Origin of the sequence: Bacillus sp. F56 (assembly GCF_001748205.1) — a bacterium.
Taxonomy (GTDB): domain Bacteria; phylum Bacillota; class Bacilli; order Bacillales; family Bacillaceae; genus Bacillus; species Bacillus stercoris.
In genome coordinates this window covers 45,082-68,491 of the sequence record NZ_BDFC01000010.1, presented here as the reverse complement: position 1 = coordinate 68,491, position 23,410 = coordinate 45,082, and the positions used below count along the sequence as shown (strand labels likewise).

Annotated in this window: 21 protein-coding genes and 1 other annotated feature; of the genes, 14 read left to right on the top strand and 7 right to left on the bottom strand. The window is 44.1% G+C overall.

The annotated features are described in order from the left end of the window. Positions 1-256 precede the first annotated feature (256 nt). From ccpA to motS, 3 genes are all read left to right on the top strand, one after another. Positions 257-1,261, top strand: coding sequence for a catabolite control protein A (gene ccpA, locus BFW96_RS17315; RefSeq protein ID WP_014665007.1), 1,005 nt, complete (start codon positions 257-259; stop codon positions 1,259-1,261). Between the two features lie 62 nt (positions 1,262-1,323). Further along, the gene (gene motP, locus BFW96_RS17310) at positions 1,324-2,142 is read left to right on the top strand and encodes a flagellar motor protein MotP (RefSeq protein WP_040082125.1); all 819 of its coding nucleotides are present in this window, start codon (positions 1,324-1,326) and stop codon (positions 2,140-2,142) included. Next, positions 2,132-2,860 (top strand): flagellar motor protein MotS, encoded by a 729-nt coding sequence (gene motS / locus BFW96_RS17305; RefSeq protein ID WP_069840131.1) that lies wholly within the window; start codon positions 2,132-2,134, stop codon positions 2,858-2,860. Before motP ends, motS begins: the two co-directional genes overlap by 11 nt. A gap of 10 nt (positions 2,861-2,870) precedes the next feature. Here motS and BFW96_RS17300 read toward each other — a convergent pair whose 3' ends face one another. From BFW96_RS17300 to acuA, 3 genes are read right to left on the bottom strand one after another with little or no spacing between them, the layout of a single operon-like run. After that, positions 2,871-4,034, bottom strand: a complete 1,164-nt coding sequence (locus BFW96_RS17300; RefSeq protein ID WP_069840130.1) for an acetoin utilization protein AcuC — start codon at positions 4,032-4,034, stop codon at positions 2,871-2,873. After that, positions 4,031-4,675 (bottom strand): acetoin utilization AcuB family protein, encoded by a 645-nt coding sequence (locus BFW96_RS17295; protein WP_069840129.1) that lies wholly within the window; start codon positions 4,673-4,675, stop codon positions 4,031-4,033. Before BFW96_RS17295 ends, BFW96_RS17300 begins: the two co-directional genes overlap by 4 nt. A gap of 26 nt (positions 4,676-4,701) precedes the next feature. Next, positions 4,702-5,334, bottom strand: a complete 633-nt coding sequence (acuA, locus tag BFW96_RS17290; RefSeq protein WP_014665002.1) for an acetoin utilization protein acetyltransferase AcuA — start codon at positions 5,332-5,334, stop codon at positions 4,702-4,704. A 159-nt stretch (positions 5,335-5,493) separates the two neighbouring features. Here acuA and acsA point away from each other — a divergent pair, with 159 nt between their 5' ends. The 3 genes from acsA to sr7p all read left to right on the top strand — a co-directional run bounded on the left by acsA (position 5,494) and on the right by sr7p (position 9,083). Then, on the top strand, positions 5,494-7,212 hold the full coding sequence (gene acsA, locus BFW96_RS17285; RefSeq protein WP_014665001.1) for an acetate--CoA ligase: 1,719 nt from the start codon (positions 5,494-5,496) through the stop codon (positions 7,210-7,212). Between the two features lie 54 nt (positions 7,213-7,266). Then, positions 7,267-7,504 (top strand) — a binding site (T-box leader). Between the two features lie 50 nt (positions 7,505-7,554). Then, on the top strand, positions 7,555-8,823 hold the full coding sequence (gene tyrS / locus BFW96_RS17280; RefSeq protein ID WP_069150080.1) for a tyrosine--tRNA ligase: 1,269 nt from the start codon (positions 7,555-7,557) through the stop codon (positions 8,821-8,823). Positions 8,824-8,954: 131 nt separating this feature from the next. Further along, positions 8,955-9,083, top strand: a complete 129-nt coding sequence (sr7p, locus tag BFW96_RS22035; RefSeq protein ID WP_041521401.1) for a small protein SR7P — start codon at positions 8,955-8,957, stop codon at positions 9,081-9,083. A 21-nt stretch (positions 9,084-9,104) separates the two neighbouring features. Here the strand turns inward: sr7p and rpsD are convergent, their stop codons facing one another. After that, positions 9,105-9,707 (bottom strand): 30S ribosomal protein S4, encoded by a 603-nt coding sequence (gene rpsD, locus BFW96_RS17270; RefSeq protein ID WP_014664997.1) that lies wholly within the window; start codon positions 9,705-9,707, stop codon positions 9,105-9,107. Between the two features lie 294 nt (positions 9,708-10,001). Here rpsD and BFW96_RS17265 point away from each other — a divergent pair, with 294 nt between their 5' ends. Then, the gene (locus BFW96_RS17265) at positions 10,002-11,741 is read left to right on the top strand and encodes a diguanylate cyclase domain-containing protein (protein ID WP_069840128.1); all 1,740 of its coding nucleotides are present in this window, start codon (positions 10,002-10,004) and stop codon (positions 11,739-11,741) included. A gap of 37 nt (positions 11,742-11,778) precedes the next feature. Here the strand turns inward: BFW96_RS17265 and BFW96_RS17260 are convergent, their stop codons facing one another. Then, positions 11,779-12,270: a GAF domain-containing protein gene (locus tag BFW96_RS17260; RefSeq protein WP_014664995.1), complete on the bottom strand. Its 492-nt coding sequence runs from the start codon at positions 12,268-12,270 to the stop codon at positions 11,779-11,781. A gap of 126 nt (positions 12,271-12,396) precedes the next feature. Here BFW96_RS17260 and refZ point away from each other — a divergent pair, with 126 nt between their 5' ends. Then, positions 12,397-13,020: a transcriptional regulator RefZ gene (gene refZ, locus BFW96_RS17255; protein WP_014664994.1), complete on the top strand. Its 624-nt coding sequence runs from the start codon at positions 12,397-12,399 to the stop codon at positions 13,018-13,020. Here the strand turns inward: refZ and hisJ are convergent. Continuing rightward, positions 13,017-13,823 carry a histidinol-phosphatase HisJ gene (gene hisJ, locus BFW96_RS17250; RefSeq protein ID WP_069840127.1) on the bottom strand — a complete coding sequence of 269 codons (807 nt, stop codon included), beginning with the start codon at positions 13,821-13,823 and terminating at the stop codon, positions 13,017-13,019. The two genes, refZ and hisJ, sit on opposite strands and share 4 nt — an antisense overlap. Before the next feature lie 196 nt (positions 13,824-14,019). Between hisJ and ezrA the strand changes: the two genes are divergently transcribed. Then, positions 14,020-15,723 carry a septation ring formation regulator EzrA gene (ezrA, locus tag BFW96_RS17245; protein WP_069840126.1) on the top strand — a complete coding sequence of 568 codons (1,704 nt, stop codon included), beginning with the start codon at positions 14,020-14,022 and terminating at the stop codon, positions 15,721-15,723. Positions 15,724-15,827: 104 nt separating this feature from the next. Here the strand turns inward: ezrA and brnQ are convergent, their stop codons facing one another. After that, complete coding sequence (gene brnQ, locus BFW96_RS17240; RefSeq protein WP_069840125.1) at positions 15,828-17,165, bottom strand: branched-chain amino acid transport system II carrier protein; 1,338 nt, start codon at positions 17,163-17,165, stop codon at positions 15,828-15,830. Positions 17,166-17,366: 201 nt separating this feature from the next. On the opposite strand from brnQ, the gene BFW96_RS17235 reads away from it, so the two are divergent. The 5 genes from BFW96_RS17235 (at position 17,367) to BFW96_RS17215 (ending at position 23,401) form a co-directional block, all read left to right on the top strand. Further along, positions 17,367-18,512: a cysteine desulfurase family protein gene (locus BFW96_RS17235; RefSeq protein ID WP_069840124.1), complete on the top strand. Its 1,146-nt coding sequence runs from the start codon at positions 17,367-17,369 to the stop codon at positions 18,510-18,512. A gap of 3 nt (positions 18,513-18,515) precedes the next feature. Then, a complete protein-coding gene (thiI, locus tag BFW96_RS17230; RefSeq protein WP_014664989.1) occupies positions 18,516-19,721 on the top strand; it encodes a tRNA uracil 4-sulfurtransferase ThiI in 1,206 nt (401 codons plus the stop codon). A gap of 93 nt (positions 19,722-19,814) precedes the next feature. Then, positions 19,815-20,024, top strand: a complete 210-nt coding sequence (gene sspA / locus BFW96_RS17225) for an alpha type acid-soluble spore protein SspA (RefSeq protein ID WP_003223491.1) — start codon at positions 19,815-19,817, stop codon at positions 20,022-20,024. A gap of 178 nt (positions 20,025-20,202) precedes the next feature. Next, on the top strand, positions 20,203-21,792 hold the full coding sequence (gene mbcS, locus BFW96_RS17220; RefSeq protein ID WP_069840123.1) for an acyl-CoA synthetase MbcS: 1,590 nt from the start codon (positions 20,203-20,205) through the stop codon (positions 21,790-21,792). A gap of 19 nt (positions 21,793-21,811) precedes the next feature. After that, complete coding sequence (locus tag BFW96_RS17215) at positions 21,812-23,401, top strand: amidohydrolase (protein ID WP_069840122.1); 1,590 nt, start codon at positions 21,812-21,814, stop codon at positions 23,399-23,401. Positions 23,402-23,410: the final 9 nt, after the last annotated feature.

The window sequence follows — 23,410 nt, the reverse complement described above, 5'->3', positions numbered from 1 at the left end:
GCGCCTGCGGCCTTTTTTTATGCTTTCTCGTTTATTTAGTTATAAAATCCAAGTATACGTTTTCATCATCTATAAAAACGTGTATAATTTCATGAGAAGTAATTAAATTTGATGAATAATGAAAAATAATGTACACTACTGACTTACGCTTACAAATCATAAACGACATAAATTCGGACATTATGACATTTCTCTACATAAAGTGTTTATGCTATAGATAAGGATAAGTGTATCCAGTAAAAGGAGTGGTTTTAGGATGAGCAATATTACGATCTACGACGTAGCGAGAGAAGCTAATGTAAGCATGGCAACCGTTTCCCGTGTCGTGAACGGCAACCCGAATGTAAAACCGACAACACGGAAAAAAGTCTTGGAAGCCATTGACCGTCTCGGTTACCGTCCAAACGCGGTGGCAAGAGGGCTGGCAAGCAAAAAGACAACAACTGTAGGTGTTATCATTCCCGATATCTCAAGCATTTTCTATTCAGAGCTTGCGCGCGGAATTGAAGATATCGCGACAATGTATAAATACAATATTATTTTGAGCAACTCTGACCAAAACATGGAGAAAGAGCTGCACTTATTAAACACAATGCTCGGCAAACAAGTGGACGGCATCGTGTTTATGGGCGGAAACATTACGGACGAGCATGTGGCGGAATTTAAGCGTTCCCCAGTGCCGATTGTACTTGCCGCTTCTGTAGAAGAGCAGGAGGAAACACCGTCAGTCGCTATCGATTACGAACAGGCGATTTATGACGCAGTGAAGCTTTTGGTTGATAAAGGACATAAAGATATCGCATTCGTTTCCGGACCAATGACAGAGCCGATCAACCGCTCGAAAAAACTCCAAGGCTACAAACGTGCGCTTGAAGAAGCGAACCTTCCATTTAATGAACAATTTATAGCTGAAGGGGATTACACATATGATTCCGGACTCGAAGCGCTGCAGCATCTGATGAGCCTGGATAAAAAACCGACAGCCATTCTTTCTGCAACTGATGAAATGGCACTCGGCATTATCCATGCCGCACAGGATCAGGGCTTATCCATTCCGGAGGATCTCGACATTATCGGCTTTGATAATACAAGATTAAGCCTCATGGTTCGTCCGCAGCTTTCAACAGTTGTTCAGCCGACATATGATATTGGCGCCGTTGCGATGAGACTGCTGACGAAGCTCATGAATAAAGAGCCGGTTGAAGAGCATATCGTCGAACTGCCGCACCGTATCGAACTAAGAAAGTCAACCAAGTCATAAGAAAAACAAAGAGCAAGCTTCACCTTCATGGTGAATTCTTGCTTTTTTCATGGGGAGAAATGATGAAACGTTTTGATTATCTTACACCTGTTGGATTTGTGTTAGGAACGATTATTATTGTTATCGGGATTATTTCGGGATCAGGAGTAAGCGGTTTCCGCTCTTTTCTTGATCTAACCTCTTTCTTCATCGTAACAGGGGGACTATGCGCCGCTGTTTTTATCAGTTTTCCGCCAAGAGAGCTGAAAAAAGCGCCCTCTGTATTAAAGCAGGCATTCATCCGCCAGGAAGACAATGTGAAAGATCTTGTGAAAACCTTTGTCTCCCTTTCCGATCACGCGCGTAAACATGGGCTTTTATCATTGGATGATCAGGCTCGGGGAATCAAAGATCCATTCTTGAAAAAAGGGCTGCTTTTAGCAATTGACGGCTGGGATGAAGAAACGATTCGGCTTGTCATGGATTCAGAAATCGCAGCAATGGAGGAACGGCACCGTAAAGGACGGCGTGTTTTTGAAAAAGCGGGAGAATTTGCTCCGGCGTGGGGAATGATCGGAACACTCGTCGGGCTCGTGCTGATGCTCAAAAACTTAAATGATCCGCATATGCTCGGACCGAATATGGCAGTTGCGCTTCTGACGACTTTATATGGTTCATTACTGGCCAATATGGTCTTCAACCCAATCGCGGCAAAGCTTGAAGAGAAAACAGAAAGTGAAATTTTCATCAAACAGGTAATGGTGGAAGGGATTATCGGTGTTCAATCCGGAAAAAACCCGCGCAACCTTGAAAGCCAGCTGGTCGTTTTCAGTTCACGGGAAGAATGGCAGAAACAGCCGAATCAAGTAAAAACAAAAAAGGGATCTATACATGAAGCTTAGAAGAGAACGTTTTGAAAGAAGGAATGGAAACGGGAAAAACAGTCAATCTTCATCCAGCTGGATGGTTACCTTTACAGATTTGATCACCCTGATCCTTGTGTTCTTTATTTTGCTTTTTTCGATGTCCCAAATCGATCTTCAAAAATTTAAAGCGGCAGTCGATTCGATTCAGAAGGATGGCGGCGGGCTTCAGCCGGACCAAACGTCCATAGAAAAAAAGAAAACACCTCCATCCGATGCGAAGAAGCAAGCGGATCAGCAGGATCAGCTTCTCAAGAAAGTAAATACATATATAAAAGACAATCACTTGAAGGCCCAAATGACAGCCAAACGGGATGAACGCGGTGTCGTGCTCGTTCTGCAGGAGGCGGTGCTGTTTGATACAGGTGAGGCAAAGGTGCTGAAAAATGCTGAAACACTTCTTCACCAAATCGCCGTACTTCTTCAAACCATTCCAAATGACATTCAAGTCGAAGGCCATACAGACAGCCGAAACATTTCGACATACCGATATCCGTCGAACTGGGAGCTATCAGCAGCACGGGCAAGCGGAGTGATTCAATACTTCACATCAAAAGAGAAACTTCCCTCGAAGCGCTTTATTGCTGTCGGTTATGCGGATACAAAGCCTGTAGAGGACAATAAGACAAACGAACACATGAAAGAAAACCGACGTGTGGAAATCGTCATCAAAAAATCAAAAACGACCTCTTCGTGAAGGTCGTTTTTTACTTTGTTCGTTGTTGCTCGGACCGTATCGCATATAATGCTTTGCTGACGGTTTGGGCATTTTTTTCTGTAATTTCAGGCTTGCGGGGAATCGGAGGATATAAATCAGCCGGATCGCTCCAGCTGGACGGCAGGGAGACGGGGCATTGTTTTTGCCATTTAGCGATCCATTCCGGCGGGATCTCGTGTCCCGGATCAATCCCCTTCATTTCAAGCCATATTCTGGCCCAGGCGCGGGGGACAACTCGCCAAATATCATATCCGCCGCCTCCGACTGCAATCCATTTCCCTCCGCAATATTGGTGAGCCAAAGTATGTGCAAGCCGGGGAATTTCTTCGTATATATTGATTGTTGCTGATAAATGCGTCAGTGGGTCGTAGTAATGGGCATCGGCGCCGTTTTGGCTGATAATGACATCGGGCTCGAAATACGCGGCGACTTCTGAAACTGCTGTCCGGTAAGCTTCAAGAAAAGAATCATCCTCTGTAAAAGCGTCAAGCGGGATATTAAAGGAATAGCCATATCCTTTTCCGCTGCCTTTTTCCTGGATCTGGCCGGTTCCGGGGAATAAATACCTTCCTGTTTCATGAATGGACAGCGTGCATACGTCAGGATTATCGTAAAATGTAAATTGCACACCGTCCCCGTGGTGGGCGTCCGTATCAATATAAAGCACTCTGGCGCTGTATTTTTTCTGAATATATTGAATCGCCACAGCGCTGTCGTTATATATGCAGAACCCTGAGGCTCTCCCGCGAAAGCCATGATGAAGCCCTCCACCAAGGTTTGCCGCATGCAGGGCTTGTCCTGACATGACCCAGTCTGCGGCCGTTAAAGTGCCGCCGACCAAGAGTGATGCCGCTTCGTGCATGCCGGCAAAGACGGGTGTATCTTCAGTGCCGAGCCCGTAGCTTTCTCCTTCTTCAGCGGGAAGCTTTCCGGCGCCCGCAAGCTTTACGGCTTGAATGTAATCATCGGTGTGGACAAGGGCTAGCTCCTCTTCTGAAGCGAGTCTTGGACTGACAATGTCTCCATCATCAAAGGCATTGATCGTCTGAAGCAAATCATATGTTAACAGAACCCGCTGCTGATTAAAGGGATGCTCTTGATGAAACATGTAGGTTTGATAGGATGGAGAATAGATAAATACACTGTCTCTCATAGCAGATCCCTTTGCTCTGACAGCCATACGACGTGGTGCCCATTTCTTTGCAGTTCCTGCAAAAACGGCAGCGGATTTATCGTTTTTACACGGAAGACGAGCACTTTTACACCGGGATCGTCATGCGGATAAACAAGCACGCTTAATATTTTCACTTGAAGGTCTTGGCAAAGGCTGCTGATCTCAGCGAGGCTTTTGGTGATGTCGTTTACTTTTATTTCAATTTGCGAGCCCGGCTGGTCAGCGCCTGTCAATTTGACAAACGTCCGCAGCAAATCGGTTTTTGTCAAAATGCCTACTAATTTTTGATGCTGTACGACTGGAAGGCAGCCGATGCCATGCTCGTAGAACACCGCAGATATTTCTTCGACAAAATCTAACGGATGGGCGCAGACGACCTCTTTTTTCATAATTGAATCTACGCTTCGTGTGAGAAATAGGCTTCGTTTGTTTTCTTCAAAAATACTGGGGCTCGCCTGTTTCATGTCTCTGTCTGTAATCATGCCGATCACGTGTCGTTCTTCATCTACAACAGGCAGATGCCTGATATGGAATTCCTTCAGTTTGCATATTGCTGTTTCAAGCGTATCCGTCTTCGTTAATGTAATGACATCTCTTTTCATGATTTGCTCAACAATCATTATTTTTTCCCCTTTGTCAGTGTCAGTTAATACATATAACGATGATAAAAACGGAGCCTGTCAAATTGTTCAATTGATTCTTGGCTGACGTTTTTTCCGATGCGGGCCATCAGACAGTTTGCAGGGTGGGAGCTGATCTCCGGCTCATCCGTTGCAAACCAGACCAATCCGCCTGCATTCATCATCTTTTCCATGATCTTTCTGTATTCCCACACATCTTTTTTCATCCCTTTTAAATCCCAATGCCAGTAATATTCTGTCGTCATCACAATGTAGTTTTCCATTTGTTCATCCATCATGCTGACGGTCAGAAGGGTCTTTCCGACAGCGCATCCCCGATAGTCCGGCGCTACTTCGATGGCTCCGAGCTCAAGCAAATCCTCCATATTTCCTTCAGACCATCTTTCGAGCGGGTCAGGATATAAATACGTGACATAGCCGACAATGGTTCGGCCGTCTCTGGCAATAATAATGCGCCCTTCTGGAAGGCCTGCAATATCGACTAGCGCTTCATGCTGCTCGCGAGGCGGGCGAAATGCGGTTAAATCTTTATGAAACTCATAACCTGCCAAATCCTCTGGAGAGACAGGCCCTTCTATCAGTAAAGAGCCGGTTGCTGTTTTGATGTTTGCTGAATGGTATGTTTTATGATGTTCCACTAATTCACCGTCCCATCAATTCTTATAAAAATACATGCCTTCTTTAAGAATACCAAAATATAAAGCGTTTTCAACATGGTTTATATTTTAAAAATTGAGAAGAATATGAATTTATACTATAATAATTGTGACAACTTCAGCAAAGGGGGATGTTTGGGCATGAATTTGAAAGCGTTACCAGCAATAGAGGGGGATCATAACTTAAAAAACTATGAAGAAACGTACCGGCATTTTGATTGGGCCGAGGCAGAGAAACATTTCTCTTGGCATGAGACAGGGAAACTGAATGCGGCGTATGAAGCGATTGACCGCCATGCCGAATCGTTTCGAAAAAACAAAGTAGCACTTTATTATAAAGACGCAAAACGGGATGAAAAATACACATTTAAAGAAATGAAGGAAGAATCAAACAGAGCCGGGAATGTGCTGAGACGGTATGGAAATGTGGAAAAAGGGGACCGCGTTTTTATTTTTATGCCGAGATCACCCGAGCTTTATTTTATTATGCTTGGCGCTATCAAAATTGGCGCCATCGCCGGGCCGCTGTTCGAAGCATTTATGGAGGGAGCGGTGAAGGACCGGCTTGAAAACAGTGAGGCAAAGGTTGTTGTCACAACGCCTGAGCTGCTGGAGAGGATACCGGCAGACAAACTGCCTCACTTGCAGCATATATTCGTTGTCGGCGGAGAGGCTGAGAGCGGCACAAACCTCATCAATTATGATGAAGCAGCGAAACAGGAGAGCACAAGACTGGATATCGAATGGATGGATAAAAAAGATGGTTTTCTGCTTCACTATACATCAGGTTCCACTGGAACGCCAAAGGGCGTGCTGCATGTCCATGAAGCGATGATTCAGCAATATCAAACAGGAAAGTGGGTCCTTGATTTAAAGGAAGAAGACATTTATTGGTGCACAGCTGATCCAGGCTGGGTGACAGGTACGGTATACGGCATTTTTGCACCGTGGCTGAACGGGGCGACAAATGTCATCGTCGGCGGACGTTTCAGCCCGGAAAGCTGGTATGGAACGATTGAACAGCTTGGCGTCAATGTCTGGTACAGCGCGCCGACCGCTTTTCGGATGCTGATGGGAGCGGGAGATGAAATGGCTGCGAAATATGATCTAACCTCACTCCGGCATGTACTCAGTGTTGGTGAGCCGCTCAATCCGGAGGTCATCAGATGGGGACACAAAGTTTTTAACAAACGAATCCATGATACATGGTGGATGACCGAAACGGGCAGTCAGCTCATCTGCAATTATCCTTGCATGGATATTAAACCCGGTTCGATGGGTAAGCCGATTCCGGGAGTGGAGGCTGCGATCGTTGACAATCAAGGAAATGAGCTTCCGCCATACCGAATGGGCAATCTCGCTATCAAAAAGGGCTGGCCTTCCATGATGCATACCATTTGGAATAACCCTGAAAAGTATGAATCGTATTTCATGCCGGGCGGCTGGTATGTGTCTGGTGATTCTGCTTACATGGATGAAGAGGGATACTTCTGGTTCCAAGGCAGAGTAGATGACGTCATCATGACCTCCGGTGAGCGCGTAGGCCCATTTGAAGTGGAGAGCAAGCTTGTCGAACACCCGGCCATTGCAGAAGCAGGTGTAATCGGAAAGCCTGATCCGGTACGGGGAGAAATCATTAAAGCCTTTATTGCACTCAGGGAAGGATTTGAGCCGTCTGACAAACTGAAAGAAGAGATCCGTCTATTTGTAAAGCAGGGGCTTGCAGCCCATGCGGCTCCGCGTGAGATTGAATTTAAAGATAAGCTTCCGAAAACCCGAAGCGGAAAGATCATGAGACGCGTGCTGAAGGCATGGGAGCTTAATCTCCCAGCCGGTGATCTGTCAACGATGGAGGATTAAAAGGCGACGTTGACACGGGATTTTATTTATGTTAAAAATGATATAGCTTCATATGAAAAGGTAAAGATTGAGACAAGTAGAATATCCTTACGTTCCAGAGAGCTGATGGCCGGTGAAAATCAGCACAGACGGATATATCGAATACACTCATGAACCGCTTTTGCAAACAAAGCCGGCCAGGCTTTCAGTAGTGAAAGAACGGACCTGATCCGTTATCAGGCAAAGTGATAAGGCGAATGTTTTTCATTCTCTTATTAGTAGGGTGGTACCGCGATAATCAATCGTCCCTTCGTGTAAACGAAGGGGCGTTTTTTATTTTAATCAAAAAAGGAGCTTTATCTTATGACAAACTTACTTGAAGATTTATCCTTCCGCGGATTGATTCAGCAAATGACAGATGAAGAGGGATTAAATAAACAGCTGAATGAAGAAAAGATCCGCTTGTACTCAGGTTTTGATCCGACAGCAGACAGCTTGCATATCGGACACTTGCTGCCTATTTTAACACTTCGCCGTTTTCAGCTTGCAGGGCATCATCCGATTGCACTTGTTGGGGGCGCTACGGGCCTCATCGGTGATCCAAGCGGAAAAAAAGCAGAGCGTACTTTAAACACTGCTGACATCGTTTCCGAATGGTCCCAAAAAATCAAAAACCAACTGTCCAGATTTCTAGATTTTGACGCAGCAGAAAACCCAGCTGTCATCGCAAACAACTTTGACTGGATCGGCAAAATGAATGTGATCGATTTCCTTCGTGATGTCGGTAAAAATTTCGGAATCAATTACATGCTGGCAAAAGACACGGTCAGCTCAAGAATCGAATCCGGCATCTCGTATACGGAATTCAGCTACATGATTCTTCAATCTTATGATTTCTTAAATCTTTACAGAGACAAAAACTGTAAACTGCAAATCGGCGGTAGCGATCAGTGGGGCAACATCACAGCGGGTCTTGAACTGATCAGAAAATCAGAAGAAGAAGGAGCAAAAGCGTTCGGCCTTACGATTCCGCTTGTCACAAAAGCAGACGGCACGAAGTTCGGAAAAACGGAAGGCGGCGCGATCTGGCTTGATAAGGAAAAAACATCACCATATGAATTCTATCAATTCTGGATCAACACAGATGACCGTGATGTTATCAAATACTTGAAATACTTTACGTTCTTATCAAAAGAGGAAATTGAAGCATACGCTGAAAAAACAGAAACAGCGCCGGAAAAACGTGAAGCGCAAAAACGCCTGGCAGAAGAAGTGACATCGCTTGTTCACGGACGCGAGGCGCTGGAGCAAGCCATCAACATCTCCCAAGCGCTGTTCAGCGGCAATATTAAAGAGCTTTCCGCTCAAGACGTAAAGGTAGGCTTTAAAGATGTTCCTTCTATGGAAGTTGACAGCAGCCAAGAGCTTTCACTTGTAGATGTGTTGGTGCAATCTAAATTATCTCCTTCTAAACGTCAAGCGCGTGAAGACATCCAAAACGGAGCTGTTTACATTAACGGCGAACGCCAGACAGAAATAAATTATATCCTATCGGCTGAAGACCGCATCGAAAATCAATTTACTGTTCTGCGCCGCGGGAAGAAAAAATATTTCCTTGTGACATATAAATAAGAAAAAGATCCTTTGCCACTGAAGGCAAAGGATCTTTTTGTTTACCGCATAGGAATGAAAGGAAAAGAGTATATTAGATAGGGCAAACACGATCAACCACATCACCTTTTAAAAGAAAGGAGCGCTAAAGCGTGAATCTCATGTGCACGATTGCTAAAGAACGGATACAGCGGGATTATTGGGAGCGGCAGGCGCAAGATAGTGTTGGCCAGCAAGAGGCGAAAGACGAAACAGACGATAAAAAAACCCCAACCGCATAGCGGCAGGGGTTTTTAAAACGATTAACGAGAGTAGAACTCAACGATAAGCGCTTCGTTAATTTCCGGAGCAAGTTCAGAACGCTCAGGAAGACGAGTGAAAGTACCTTCAAGCTTTTCAGCGTCGAAAGTAAGGTATTCAGGAACGAAGTTGTTCACTTCAACAGATTCTTTGATGATAGAAAGGTTTCTTGATTTTTCGCGAACACCGATTGTTTGACCAGGCTTTACTTGGTAAGACGGGATGTCAACGCGGCTTCCGTCTACAAGAATGTGACCGTGGTTAACCAATTGGCGAGCTTGACGGCGAGTACGTGCTAAACCTAGCTTGTACACAACGTTATCAAGACGAGAATCTAAAAGAACCATGAAGTTTTCACCGTGTTTACCAGCTAGTTTGCCAGCTTTGTCAAACAAAGTGCGGAATTGGCGTTCGTTTACACCGTACATGTGACGAAGCTTTTGCTTTTCTTGCAATTGCAAACCGTATTCTGATAATTTTTTACGTTGTCCTGGGCCGTGTGGACCTGGAGCGTAAGGGCGTTTTTCTAATTCTTTTCCTGTACCGCTAAGAGAGATTCCTAGACGGCGGGACAGTTTCCAAGATGGACCTGTATAGCGAGCCATAATGTGACTCCTCCTTTGGTTTTATTTTTGTGGAAAATAAAAACCGTCTGCTCTATTCGACCATGCACATTTTGTTTTCATGTATCCTCGCTCCAGCAGCAGAGAGTTACACGATACACCTTATGGATAAGGAACAAAATGAAAACATAGAAGCTGAACAAAAAGGCTGCAATATTTCACACAAAGGTCATTATATAATTTATTTGTTTTGAAGTCAACCATTCCTCCATTATTGCTTCACCGTTTATGATATAATAAACAAAAATTAGTGGTAAACTTTTAGGTGATAAAAACATGGTAGAACAAACTAAAGATCAATTATCCGCCTTTCATTATCATATGCTCGATTTTTTATTAACCAAATCGGAAAAAGTCACATTCACCGACTCTTTCATATGGCTGACTTCGGCTATTCAAACCTATTTTTCAACCCTTTGTGTTTCGCTTACACCGTCATCATCAGACTTTGTGACAAAACTGGCAGATGGTGAAGCCCGTTTTTCCGTTTCAAAAATAAACACTTCATGTTATCTGATAGAGGACGGCTCAGGCAGGCGTTTCCATCTTGCATGCAGGCAGGATGAAGAGATTCCTGAAGGGCTTCCGGATGTAGTTGCTTCATTTTTAAACCAGTCGATGAAACAAGAAACACTCTATAACAAAACGATCTACCAAAAAAAAATATACAAAATGACAGAGCTGTTCCATTCACTGCTTGATCAGACAGATGTGCTGAAGCAGCTTTTAGAAAGCTTGACCAGCACATTTTCTCTTTTTGAGTTTTCTTTATTTATATCGCACGATCAAGACCAATGTTTAGGGGTTCCTGCAAAAGAGCTGTATATGGAAGGGGAAAAATCCGATTCCTTTGCGCTCAAAGTGTATTTGTCCGGGGATATTTTGCGGAAAAATGAATCGGCCGCCTATATTCCGATCAAAGGACAGCAGGGCACATATGGGGTTTTGAAAGCTGAGGGAACAGGCGACAGCTTTCTTACTGATTCCTGCCTTGATGAAATGTCGCTGTTAGCAAACGCGGCGGGAAAAGCGTTTGAAAATGCCCAGCTCTACGAACAATCAAAAGCAAGCATCGCAAATTTGGAATTGATCAATGAAACATCACGCCGCTTGAATCAGCGGCTGACACTGACTGATACAATGAATGATCTGGCTGTGAGAATGGCAGAATCGTTTCAGGCAGAAGAAGTGGGATTTTTTCATATCGACCATTTTGAAAATCTAGCATTGCTCCCAGGAAGCACAGCATTTTTTAAAGAAGCGAAGCCATCAGATTTTTATAATGAGCTGAAAGAAAAGCTGTATGAAGGTGAAAAAGGAGTTTTCATCGGGAATGGCCAGTCTGTTTTTGGGCAGGCGGGGTACGGCTCGCTGATGGCTGCTCCGATGATTCAAAACGACCGTCTTTTAGGCTTTGCGGTTTTATTGAAACAGGAGCTGTATGCTTTTACATTTGAAATGTACAAGCTGTTTCAGGCGCTGATTCATCACGCGACACTGGCTGTAACCAATTCAATGCTTCGCGACCGTTTGGAGCATCTCGTAAAAACAGATCAGCTGACTGAACTGTATTCACGGGCGTATTTAGATGAAAAAATTCAATACAGCATGAAAATCCACCAAAAGGGTGTTTTTATTCTTGTTGATATTGATAATTTCAAGAATGTAAATGATACGTACGGCCATCAGACTGGGGACGAGATTTTAATTCAAGTTGCTTCAGTGATTAAAAGCAACATCCGAAAGCATGATGTCGGTGCCCGCTGGGGAGGCGAGGAGCTGGCGATTTATTTGCCAAATGTGCCGGTTGCGGTGGGGAAACGGATTACCGAGCGGCTGGTTTATGCTGTCAGAAAAAATACGAAACCCCAGGTAACCATTTCCTGCGGTATCTCATGCTGGACGACAGAAACAAGAAAGTCTCTGAAAGAGCTTGTGCATGAGGCTGATGAAGCGCTCTATAGCGCGAAAAGGAGCGGGAAAAACCGCTTGATGATTCATGATTCAATAAAATGAAAAAAGCCCAAAACGATGTCAGTTTTGGGCTTTTATATTACTGCGCTAATGCTTTTTCTAGCTTTTCGGCAAATTGAGTTAAGTATTTTTCATCAATTTCGTCGAAACGGTTTTTCACTGGGCTGTCGATGTCTAAGACGCCGACCATTTTTCCGTCTACACGAATCGGAAGCACAATTTCTGATTGAGACGCTGCATCGCAGGCGATATGTCCCGGAAACGCGTTTACATCCTCCACACGCTCCACTTTTCCGTTTGCGTACGCTGTGCCGCAAACCCCTCTGCCGAAAGGAATCCGTACACATGCCGGAAGGCCTTGGAATGGACCTAACACAAGCTGTCCATCCTCTTCTTTGGCAAAATAGAAACCAGCCCAGTTGACCTCAGGCAGCGAATGATACAGCAATGCTGAGGCATTTGCATAGTTAGCTATTGGATCTGTTTCGTCTTCGGTCATGGCTTCGAGCTGTTTTAGCAGAAGCTGATAGTCTTTTTCTTTATCTCCAGATTGTTTTTCGACATGGAACATGGAAAACCCTCACTTTTTCTATAATATAAAACAAAGTTCCGGCTTTTCTGCCGGCATTTGTCGATAAGTTCTTACAGGAACAGCGGCTTCCTGCTTGAATAATATCAAGAGGAAGGAGTGAGCCGTATGAAAGTAAGCACCAAAGACAAAATTATTGAATCTGCTGTCATGCTTTTTAACCAAAAAGGATTTTCAGGCACATCTGTCCGTGAAATCGCAAAGTCAGCTGATGTAAATGTTGCGCACATCTCCTACTATTTTAAAGGCAAAGGAGGCTTGATGGAACACTTAGTTTCAGAGTTTTATGAAGGCTACAGCAAAACGCTTGAAACAGCGGCAAGCAATATCTGTTCTCAAAGCACGCAGGAACAGCTTCTCCAATTGGTTTTCGATATTTTATCCTATCAGCATAATCATCGTCAATTAACTCGTTTTGTCTACCGGGAAGTCACAATTGACTCCACGTTAATCAGGGAAATTATGTCGACATATTTAATGAAGGAAAAGTATATCTTCCAGCTGATCATTGAGGAAGGAGAAAAACAGCGTGAACATTTAACACTGCCGCTGCCTCATTTTATTCTTCAATTAAAATCTCTCTTGATGATGCCCTATCTCCAGCCTCAATATATTTCAGAAGTGCTCTACATGCAGCCGCACGAGCCATATTTTTATAAAATGTATTTTGAAGAGATCAAGATTTGGATCAAAAGCGTCTTCCGGACAGGAGACGTGGCGCTCACCAATTAGTATCGTTCCAAAAACGCCTCATACGCATATCCGACATCTCCCGCTTGATGGGCATCAGACCCAAACACAAGCGGGATCTTCTTTTGCTTCGCTTCATTCAGCATCCAATCCTCGATATAAATACCGCCAGCGTACATTTTTCTTAAGCCGGAAGTATTGAAGTCGAGCTCCATTCCGTTTTTTTCAATGGCATCCAGACACTCAGAAACGAGACCGCGAATATGCTCTGACATGCTATACGGAAACAGCTTGATGAATTTTTGGACGAGTGTGATGTGACCGACTCTTTTTGGCTTATAGACGCCGAGAGATGCTACAATGGAAGAATAGATACTCCGGTAATATTGTTCATATACAGCTTCAATGCTTCCGCAGGCTGAAATCAGCTCTTTAAAGGTATGCTCGTCATAATCAAGGCACAGATAGGAAGAGCCTGTGCGCAAAAAATGAACGGATAAGATGCTGTCATCTAAATATGGCCCGTATGTATCCAGGAATAATGTAATTTCATCTTCAAATCCAGCAATATAATCGACTTCAAGCCCCGTCCGGATAGAAAGCTGTCCGCCATATTCTTTTTTTAATCCGGAAATTTCATGAATATAGCGTTCCAAAGAAGCTTGCGCCATCGCGCTGTCCTTCAGCGGGGTGGGATCGGTGAAAGAGGGCGGCAATGGGGCGTGTTCGGTAAAAGTAATCGATTCGAACCCTTTTTTTAAGGCTTCTTCTGCATATTGTCTGAGTGTGTCATTGGAGCCGTGAGGGCAAAATGGTGTGTGAATATGTCCGTCTCGCTTTTGCATTGATGTCACCCCATGAAAAAATAGTCAAATCCTGCCGATTTTGCACAAAAAGTTTTTGATTTCTGGTCAAAAAATGTTTGTTACATGGTATCATAATAACAATGAAAACGACAGTTTTTCTCAATACATATCCTGAAATCTTTCTGAATAAATAAAACACCCTGACAGATTAAGGTAAACAGCAAGGGGGCTCATTATGGAGTTTGTCATTGGATTATTAATTGTACTGCTTGCGCTGTTTGCGGCAGGCTACTTTTTCAGGAAAAAAATCTACGCCGAAATCGACCGGCTGGAATCGTGGAAGATTGAAATTCTGAATCGGTCGATTGTGGAAGAAATGTCCAAAATTAAACATTTAAAAATGACGGGTCAGACAGAAGAGTTCTTTGAGAAGTGGCGTGAAGAATGGGATGAGATTGTCACAGCCCACATGCCGAAAGTTGAAGAGCTCCTTTATGATGCCGAGGAAAATGCAGACAAATACCGGTTTAAAAAGGCCAATCAAGTGCTCGTTCATATCGACGACTTGCTGACAGCGGCGGAATCAAGCATTGAAAAGATTCTTCGGGAAATCAGCGACCTTGTCACAAGTGAGGAAAAGAGCCGTGAAGAGATTGAACAGGTGAGGGAGCGCTATTCGAAATCTCGAAAAAACCTGCTGGCATACAGCCACCTTTACGGGGACCTTTATGACAGCCTTGAAAAGGATCTGGACGAAATTTGGAGCGGCATCAAACAATTTGAAGAAGAAACAGAAGGCGGAAACTATATTACTGCACGAAAAGTATTGCTTGAGCAGGACCGCAATCTTGATCGGCTTCAGTCATACATAGATGACGTGCCGAAGCTGTTAGCTGATTGTAAGCAGACGGTGCCAGGCCAGATTGCAAAGCTCAAGGACGGCTATGCCGAAATGAAAGAAAAAGGGTACAAGCTTGAACATATCCAGCTTGATAAGGAATTAGAAAATCTGTCAAATCAGTTAAAACGGGCGGAGCATGTCCTGATGACTGAGCTGGATATTGATGAAGCGTCCGCAATTCTGCAGCTTATTGACGAAAATATTCAATCTGTTTATCAGCAGCTGGAGGGCGAAGTTGAAGCCGGTCAATCTGTACTAAGCAAAATGCCTGAATTGATTATTGCTTATGACAAGCTTAAAGAAGAGAAAGAGCATACGAGGGCGGAAACTGAGCTGGTGAAGGAAAGCTACAGGCTGACAGCCGGCGAGCTCGGCAAACAGCAGGCTTTTGAAAAGCGCCTTGATGAAATTGGCAAGCTGCTGTCATCTGTTAAAGATAAGCTGGATGCAGAGCATGTCGCCTACTCACTTTTAGTAGATGAAGTTGCTTCAATAGAGAAGCAGCTTGAAGAAGTGAAAAAAGAGCATGCCGAGTATCGTGAAAATCTGCAAGCGCTCAGAAAAGAAGAGCTTCAGGCGAGGGAGACGCTCAGCAATTTGAAAAAAACAATTTCTGAGACAGCAAGACTGCTGAAGACTAGCAACATTCCAGGCATTCCGGGCCATATTCAAGAGATGCTGGAGAACGCGCATCATCACATTCAAGAGACAGTCCATCAACTAAACGAACTTCCATTAAATATGGAAGAAGCCGGAGCCCATTTGAAGCAAGCAGAAGATATCGTCAACAGGGCAAGCCGGGAATCAGAAGAACTTGTCGAGCAGGTCATCCTCATTGAAAAAATCATTCAGTTCGGAAACCGGTTCAGAAGCCAGAATCATATTTTATCTGAACAGCTGAAAGAAGCGGAAAGACGTTTTTATGAATATGATTACAGTGAAGCGTATGAAATAGCAGCAGCCGCAGTTGAAAAAGCCGCACCGGGTGCTGTCCGAAAAATAGAATCGCAAAAGACAAAAGAGCATCAATACCAATAAAGAGTATATAAAAGGCCGGCGCATACATGCTCGGCCTTTTATATGTATTCAGAATATAAAAAAGCCTTATTGGATGTGGATCCAATAAGGCTTTTTGGTTTTCGCTAGTTGATATTAGCTGGTTTTTTATTCGAACCGGTAACAAGAGAAATCAGATAACCGGCAACGCCTCCAATGATTGCAGGGAGGACCCAGCCAAATCCTAAGCTGTAAAGCGGCAGCGATTGACTGAGAACTTTATTTAAAGAACCGAGCGGAATGCTTGCGGCATTCAGGCCATCGATAATGCTAAAAATACCAGTTGCGATCAAACAAAGAATATATACTTCACGTCTGCCTTTAAATGATTTTTCAATAAATGAAAGCAGAATGATAACAATTGCTAACGGATAAATAGCTGATAAAATAGGAACTGAGAACAAAATGATATTTGACAACCCAAAGTTAGAAATAATAAAGCTGAACACAGTGACAATCGTTACAACGGCTTTATAAGATAAAGAAGGAATCAGCTTTGAGAAATAATTTCCGCATGAAGAGACAAGGCCAATGCTTGTAGTCAAGCACGCGAATAGGATAGCGACGCCTAAAATGATATTTCCTAATGATCCGAACAGGTGCTGTGAAGATTCAGATAAAATTTTGCTTCCTGAACCGAGGAGTCCTACAGAATCAGTGCTTGTTGCTCCTAAATAGGCGAGTGAAACGTAAACCAGACCGAGTCCCGCTGCTGCAACAAGTCCCGCTTTAATACATACAGAAGCAACTGATTTACGGCTGGTGATGCCTCTGTCCTTAACAGCATTGACAACGACAATTCCGAACACAATAGAAGCAAGTGCATCCATTGTTTTATAGCCTTCTAAAAATCCTTTAAACAATGATCCGGAAGCATACGCTTCAAGCGGTGACCGAATGTCCCCCATCGGCGTTACGATGCTTTTGATGACTAATATAGCAATAACAGCAAGCAAAATAGGTGTTAAAACTTTTCCAATACGGTCAACAAGCTTTGTAGGATTTAAAGCCAGATAGTACGTAATAGCGAAAAAAATAAATGTGAAAACAAGCAGCGCGACCCAAGAAGGTATCCCGCTTACAAACGGTACAGCGGCAATCTCATAAGAGACTGTGCCTGTCCGCGGAATCGCGAATAGCGGTCCGATTGTTAAATAAAGAACGACAGTAAAAATTGTTCCGAAGACCGGATGTGCTTTATCAGCAAGGCCTTTGGCATCCGTCCCTGTTAAAGCGACAGCTACAACACCTAAAAGCGGCAAACCGACACCCGTCACGAGAAAGCCAGCCATCGCTTTCCAAACATTTTCCCCGGCTGCTTGTCCAAGTTCCGGCGGAAATATCATATTTCCTGCACCAAAGAACAGTGCAAAGAGCATAAGCCCAATCGCGATCGTTTCCTTGGCTGATAGTGTTGATTTCATAATGTATAAGTCCTCCTAATTTTACTATGGTAGAATATTCTGTCAATTAATTGTCAGATAATATGACGAAAGTAACAAATCTAATTATAGGTGAATGCATGAAGAAGTCAATAGTAATTTTATTTACTTTTTCAGCAGTAATTTGTTATGGTAACATATAAAATTAGTTTTGTATCGCTTTCATATTAAAGGAGTAAAATGATGTTATATTTAGACAATAGTTCAACAACGAAGCCTTATGATGAAGTCTTGAACGTGTATGAACAGACAAGCAGCCGATATTTTGGCAATCCTTCATCTTTGCACCGATATGGAGCCGAAACGGAACAGCTGCTTCAGGCAGCCAAAAATCAAATCAAAAGGTCCTTAGGCCTAAAAAAATATGATATTGTATTTACGTCAGGCGCCACAGAAGCCAATAATGCGGCTTTAAAAGGAGCCGCTTTGTCAAAAATAAAAACAGGCAAACATATCATTACCACTTCTATTGAACATCCATCCGTTACGGAATCGTTAGAACAGCTGAAAGAGTTGTTCGGGTTTGATGTTACTTATCTTTCTGTAAACGAAGACGGATTTGTTTCTATTGAAGAACTAAAAAAAGCCATCCGTCCCGATACCGTCCTAGTCAGCATGATGCATGTGAACAATGAAGTTGGTTCCGTGCAGCCGATTGAAGAGGCAGGAGAAGTGCTGAAAGAGCACTCGAACATTTTGTTTCACGTTGATTATGTGCAGGGCATCTATAAAGTGCCCTTGGCAATTGAAAAGGCCGGCATTGATCTATGTTCAATATCAGGGCATAAATTTCACGGTCTAAAGGGGACAGGCGCACTTATTGTAAAAGAAGGAACACGCCTTATTCCGCTCATAACGGGAGGCTCTCAGCAAAAAGGCATACGGGCCGGAACGGAACATACTGCGGGTGCGGTTTCGCTTGCCAAGGCCATTAATCTTGCCGCTGCTGATTTTGCTGCACGGCTTGACACGATGACTGCCGCAAAGGAATTGTTTATGAAAAGGCTGAGTGAAATTGAGGGCGTCGTTATCAACACGCCTCAAATGAATAGCGCACCGCACATTATTAATTTCTCTGTTCCGGGGATTAAAGCAGAAGTGCTTTTACACATGCTTGAAGAACAGGATATATTCGTCTCCACAACGTCTGCTTGCTCGGCAAAAGAACATAAGCCCAGTAAAGTTCTTTTAGAGATGGGCAAAGGAGAGCAGATTGCCGGAAGCAGCATCAGAATCAGTTTAAATTACAGCCAGACTAGCGATGTGGCAGAACCGTTTATAAACGAGCTTCGTCCTGGCATCAAAAAATTAAGGGAAATGATGAGGTAGAACATGAATTACGATCATATATTAATTCGTTTTGGGGAAATTTCGACCAAAGGCAAAAACAGAAAAAGCTTTATTGAGCGCTTAAAACAAAACGTGAGACTCGTTTTGAAAGACTATCCGAATTTGAAATACTTTTCCAATAGGGATCGCATGACGATTACATTAAATGGTGAGGACCCTGAGGCTCTTTTTCCTCATTTAAAGCAGGTGTTTGGGATTCAAAGCTTCAGCCTGGCGATTAAGTGTGACAGCCGCCTTGATGATATTAAGGCAACTGCTTTGCAGGCTATCAAGGATCAGTATAAACCAGGTGATACGTTTAAAGTTGCGACAAAGAGAGCGTATAAACAATTTGAATTAGATACAAACCAGATGAACGCTGAAATCGGCGGTCATATTTTGCGAAATACAGAAGGCTTGACGGTCGATGTCCGCAACCCAGACATCCCGCTCAGAATCGAAATCAGGGAAGAAGCAACATTTTTGACAATTCGTGATGAAAAAGGTGCAGGCGGGCTGCCGGTTGGTTCAGCAGGAAAAGCGATGCTCATGCTTTCAGGCGGTTTTGACAGTCCTGTGGCCGGTTTTTATGCGATGAAACGGGGGCTGTCGGTAGAAGCTGTTCATTTCTTCAGCCCGCCATACACGAGTGAGCGCGCAAAGCAAAAGGTAATGGATCTGGCAAAATGCCTGTCCCGTTTTGGGGGAAGCATGACGCTTCATATCGTTCCATTTACAAAAACGCAAGAGCTCATCCAAAAACAAATTCCTGAAAATTACACGATGACGGCAACCCGCCGCCTTATGCTCCAGATCGCCGACAGAATCAGAGAAAAGAGAAACGGGCTTGCCATCATTACGGGAGAAAGCCTCGGTCAGGTAGCGAGCCAAACGCTTGAAAGCATGTATGCGATTAATGCGGTGACGTCAACACCGATTCTGCGTCCGTTAATCGCCATGGATAAAACAGAAATCATCGAAAAATCACGGGAAATCGGCACTTATGAGACAAGCATTCAGCCGTTTGAAGATTGCTGCACGATCTTTACGCCGCCAAGCCCGAAAACACGCCCTAAAAAAGAAAAAATTGAACACTTTGAAAGCTTTGTTGATTTCGAGCCGTATATTCAAGAAGCGGTTGATAACATTGAAACAATGACCCTGTATAGCGAACAAGAGGCTAACGATAAATTCGCTGAACTCTTTTAAAGCCATTTCTAGCTCCTGTATACAATTACCAAAGTTTTTGTGAATGAAGCCATGTGTTTTAACACATTCTATACTCACAAGGAGGTGAGACACATGGCTAACAATAACTCAGGTAACAGCAACAACCTTTTAGTACCAGGAGCTGCTCAAGCGATCGACCAAATGAAATTAGAAATCGCTTCTGAATTCGGTGTAAACCTTGGAGCAGACACAACTTCTCGCGCTAACGGTTCTGTTGGAGGAGAGATCACAAAACGTCTTGTATCTTTTGCTCAACAAAACATGGGCGGAGGACAATTCTAATTTACAATTTCACATAATGGCTTTGGAGTGGGGGGATCCCCACTCCTTTTCATTTTTTACATATAAAAAAGGACCAGCGGCCTATAAAATCTATGTTTACAGAGGTTGTTTTTAGGCATATCCTTACGGAAAGAGCCTGTATTTATGTATAATGGGTGGAGAAAGTGAGGAGTTGTTCGTGTTAAAACGTGAAGATTTAATTGCCCCTATGCAATATAATTTAGTGAATGAAATGGAAAAGTTCAGTGCCGCTGGACAAAAAACCGCTCTTCTATGGGAGGACGAGTCGGGCAAGCAAGAATCATGGTCTTATGAAAAGCTGATGGAAGAAACAAATAAAATCGGAGCGGTCTTAGCTGATCTTGGATTTAAAAAGGGAGACAAGCTGATTGTAATGGTTCCGCGGGTGCTAGAAGCCTATGCAGTTTATTTGGCTATCCTGAAATCTGGAATGGTTGTCATTCCGTGCTCTGAAATGCTTCGTGCGAAGGATCTTGAATACCGAATTGAACATGCAGAGGTAAAAGGCGCCATTGTCTATTCCGAATTTATCGGCGCTTTCCGTGATGTTAGTACGGCTGACAAACTGATTACACTGTCTATTGGTGAGAATGATGCCGGCTGGAAAAATCTCTTATCAATTGAAGCGGACGGAAGCCAATTTAAAACAGCTGACACAACAAGAGATGATATGGCTTTCTTATCTTATACTTCCGGGACAACAGGTCAGCCGAAAGGTGTTGTACATACACACGGATGGGCATTTGCTCATTTAAAAACTTCTGCCGGCGCTTGGCTTGATATTTCGGAAAAGGATATCGTCTGGGCGACTGCTGCCCCTGGCTGGCAAAAGTGGGTGTGGAGCCCATTTTTAGCGGTGCTAGGCAGCGGAGCAACGGGTTTTGTGTACCACGGCAGATTCAAAGCAGAAAAATATTTAGAGCTTTTAAACCGCTACAAAATCAATGTTTTCTGCTGTACGCCGACAGAATACCGCTTAATGGCGAAGGTCGAAGGCTTGGACCGCTTTGATCTTTCTGCCCTTCACAGCGCTGTTTCCGCAGGCGAGCCGCTCAACCGTGAAGTCATTGATGTTTTCCAAAAGCACTTTGGCATTAAGGTACGGGACGGATACGGCCAAACAGAAAGCACGCTTTTAGTCGGTGTTTTGAAAGATACGGCTATTAAACCGGGAAGCATGGGAAAACCAACACCGGGAAATCAGGTGGAAATCATTAATGAAGACGGTGAAGTCTGCAAACCTGGTGAGGTTGGCGATATCGCTGTTCACCTCAGCACGCCTGCGCTCTTTAAGGAATATTTTAAAGATCCGGAAAGAATGAAAACACAAATTCGCGGCGATTATTTCCTAACGGGAGACAGAGCGAGAAAAGATGAGGAAGGTTACTTTTGGTTTGAAAGCCGAAATGACGATATCATTATCAGCTCCGGCTACACGATTGGGCCATTCGAGGTGGAAGACGCGCTTGTTAAGCACCCTGAAGTAAAAGAGTGTGCTGTTGTCGCAAGCCCTGATGAAATCAGAGGCTCCATCGTTAAGGCATACGTTGTCCTACAAAATCATGAAAAACGAAGTGAAGAGCTTGTCAAAATACTGCAAAATCATGTGAAGACGATTACCGCTCCATACAAATACCCAAGAGAAATTGAATTTGTGGAAAGCCTGCCGAAAACGGCTTCTGCAAAAATCAGACGAGTGGAATTAAGAAAACGTGAAGAACAGCTCAAAGCCAATAAAAAGGCGTAAAGAAAGAGAGTGAACGTGAATGAAGGCGATATGGCACGGCGGTTTCATTTATACGATGCTCGAAGAAGGCGATCGGACAGAGGCAGTTTATGTTGAGGATGGTGTCATAAAAGGCACCGGCAGCTATGAACATCTGAAGGAAAAGTACGGCTCCCCGGAAACAGAAGAAATCAGCCTGAATGGAGCAGTGATGTTCCCCGGTTTTGTTGACAGCCATCTACATTTGATCGGCCACGGCGAAAAACAGCTTCAGCTTGATCTGTCCGCACTGACGTCTAAAGAAGCGATTGTACAGGCTGCAAAGGAAAGAGAGCGGCAGCTTCCTGAAGACGAGTGGCTCATTGGAGAGGGCTGGAATGAAAATCAGTTTGAGAAACCGGACTATTTGAATAAGCATGATCTAGACCGCCTGTTTCCAGGCAGGCCCGTCTTGCTCAAGCGAGTATGCAGGCATGCAATAGCTGTTAATTCTGCGGCTCTTCAAGCGGCGGGAATTTCAAGAAACACTCCTGATCCTGACGGCGGCGTCATCGTAAAAGATGCAAATGGAGAGCCGACGGGCCTCCTTTTTGATAAGGCGCAGGATTTGATTCTGCAGGCTGTCCCGCCGGTCTCCCAGCACTATGTTGATGAGGCATTAACGGCTGCAATAGAGGACTGCTGGACAAAAGGCCTGACAGGCGGACATTCGGAAGACTTGTCCTATTATGGTGATGTTTCGGTGCCGATGAAAGCTTATGAGAAAGCTGCCGCTAGCGGAAAGTATCCGTTCCGCTGCCATCTGCTCGTTCATCATGAGGCTGTCGACCGATGGGAGGAGCTGGAGAAGCCGTCCGGCCCGTATGTGGAGTTTGGAGCGATGAAAATCTTTGCGGACGGGGCGCTTGGCGGGAGAACGGCTTTATTGAAAGAACCATATCAGGATGATCCATCAACTCAGGGGGTTCAGGTTCATGATGACGAAACCCTTGGCCGGCTCATTCGCAAAGCGAGAGAAAAAGGGATGGAGGTTGCTGTTCATGCAATCGGCGATCTTGCTTTTGAAAAAGTGCTCAACGCAATAGAAAAGCATCCGCCCCAAAACGGCCGGCATGACCGGCTTATTCATGCTCAAGTGCTTGATAGCGAATTAATCGAGAGAGCAGCAAACATGCCGATCGCGCTTGATCTTCAGCCGCATTTTGTTGCAAGCGATTTTCCGTGGGTCATTGACCGTCTCGGAAAAGACCGGATGAAGACTGCATTTGCCTGGAAAACCTTAATGTCTAGAGGCATTTTATGCGCGGGCGGTTCAGACGCTCCGATTGAGCCTGTTGACCCGCTTCTTGGGATCCAGTCCGCGGTGCTTCGCAAGAGCATTCATGAGCATAACGGGCCAAGCTATAATGAAAGTGAATGTTTATCTGTATATGAAGCGATAAAGCTTTATACAGAAGGAAGCGCCGGAATCATTTATAAAGAGAAGTCACGCGGAAAAATTGCGGAAGGTTATGACGCGGATTTTACAGTTCTCAGTGGTGATCCGTTTGCCATTGACCCCGCACAGCTTCATCTTTTAGATATTAAAAAAACCGTGATTAACGGCCAGATTGTATATGAGAAATCATAAAAGGACAGG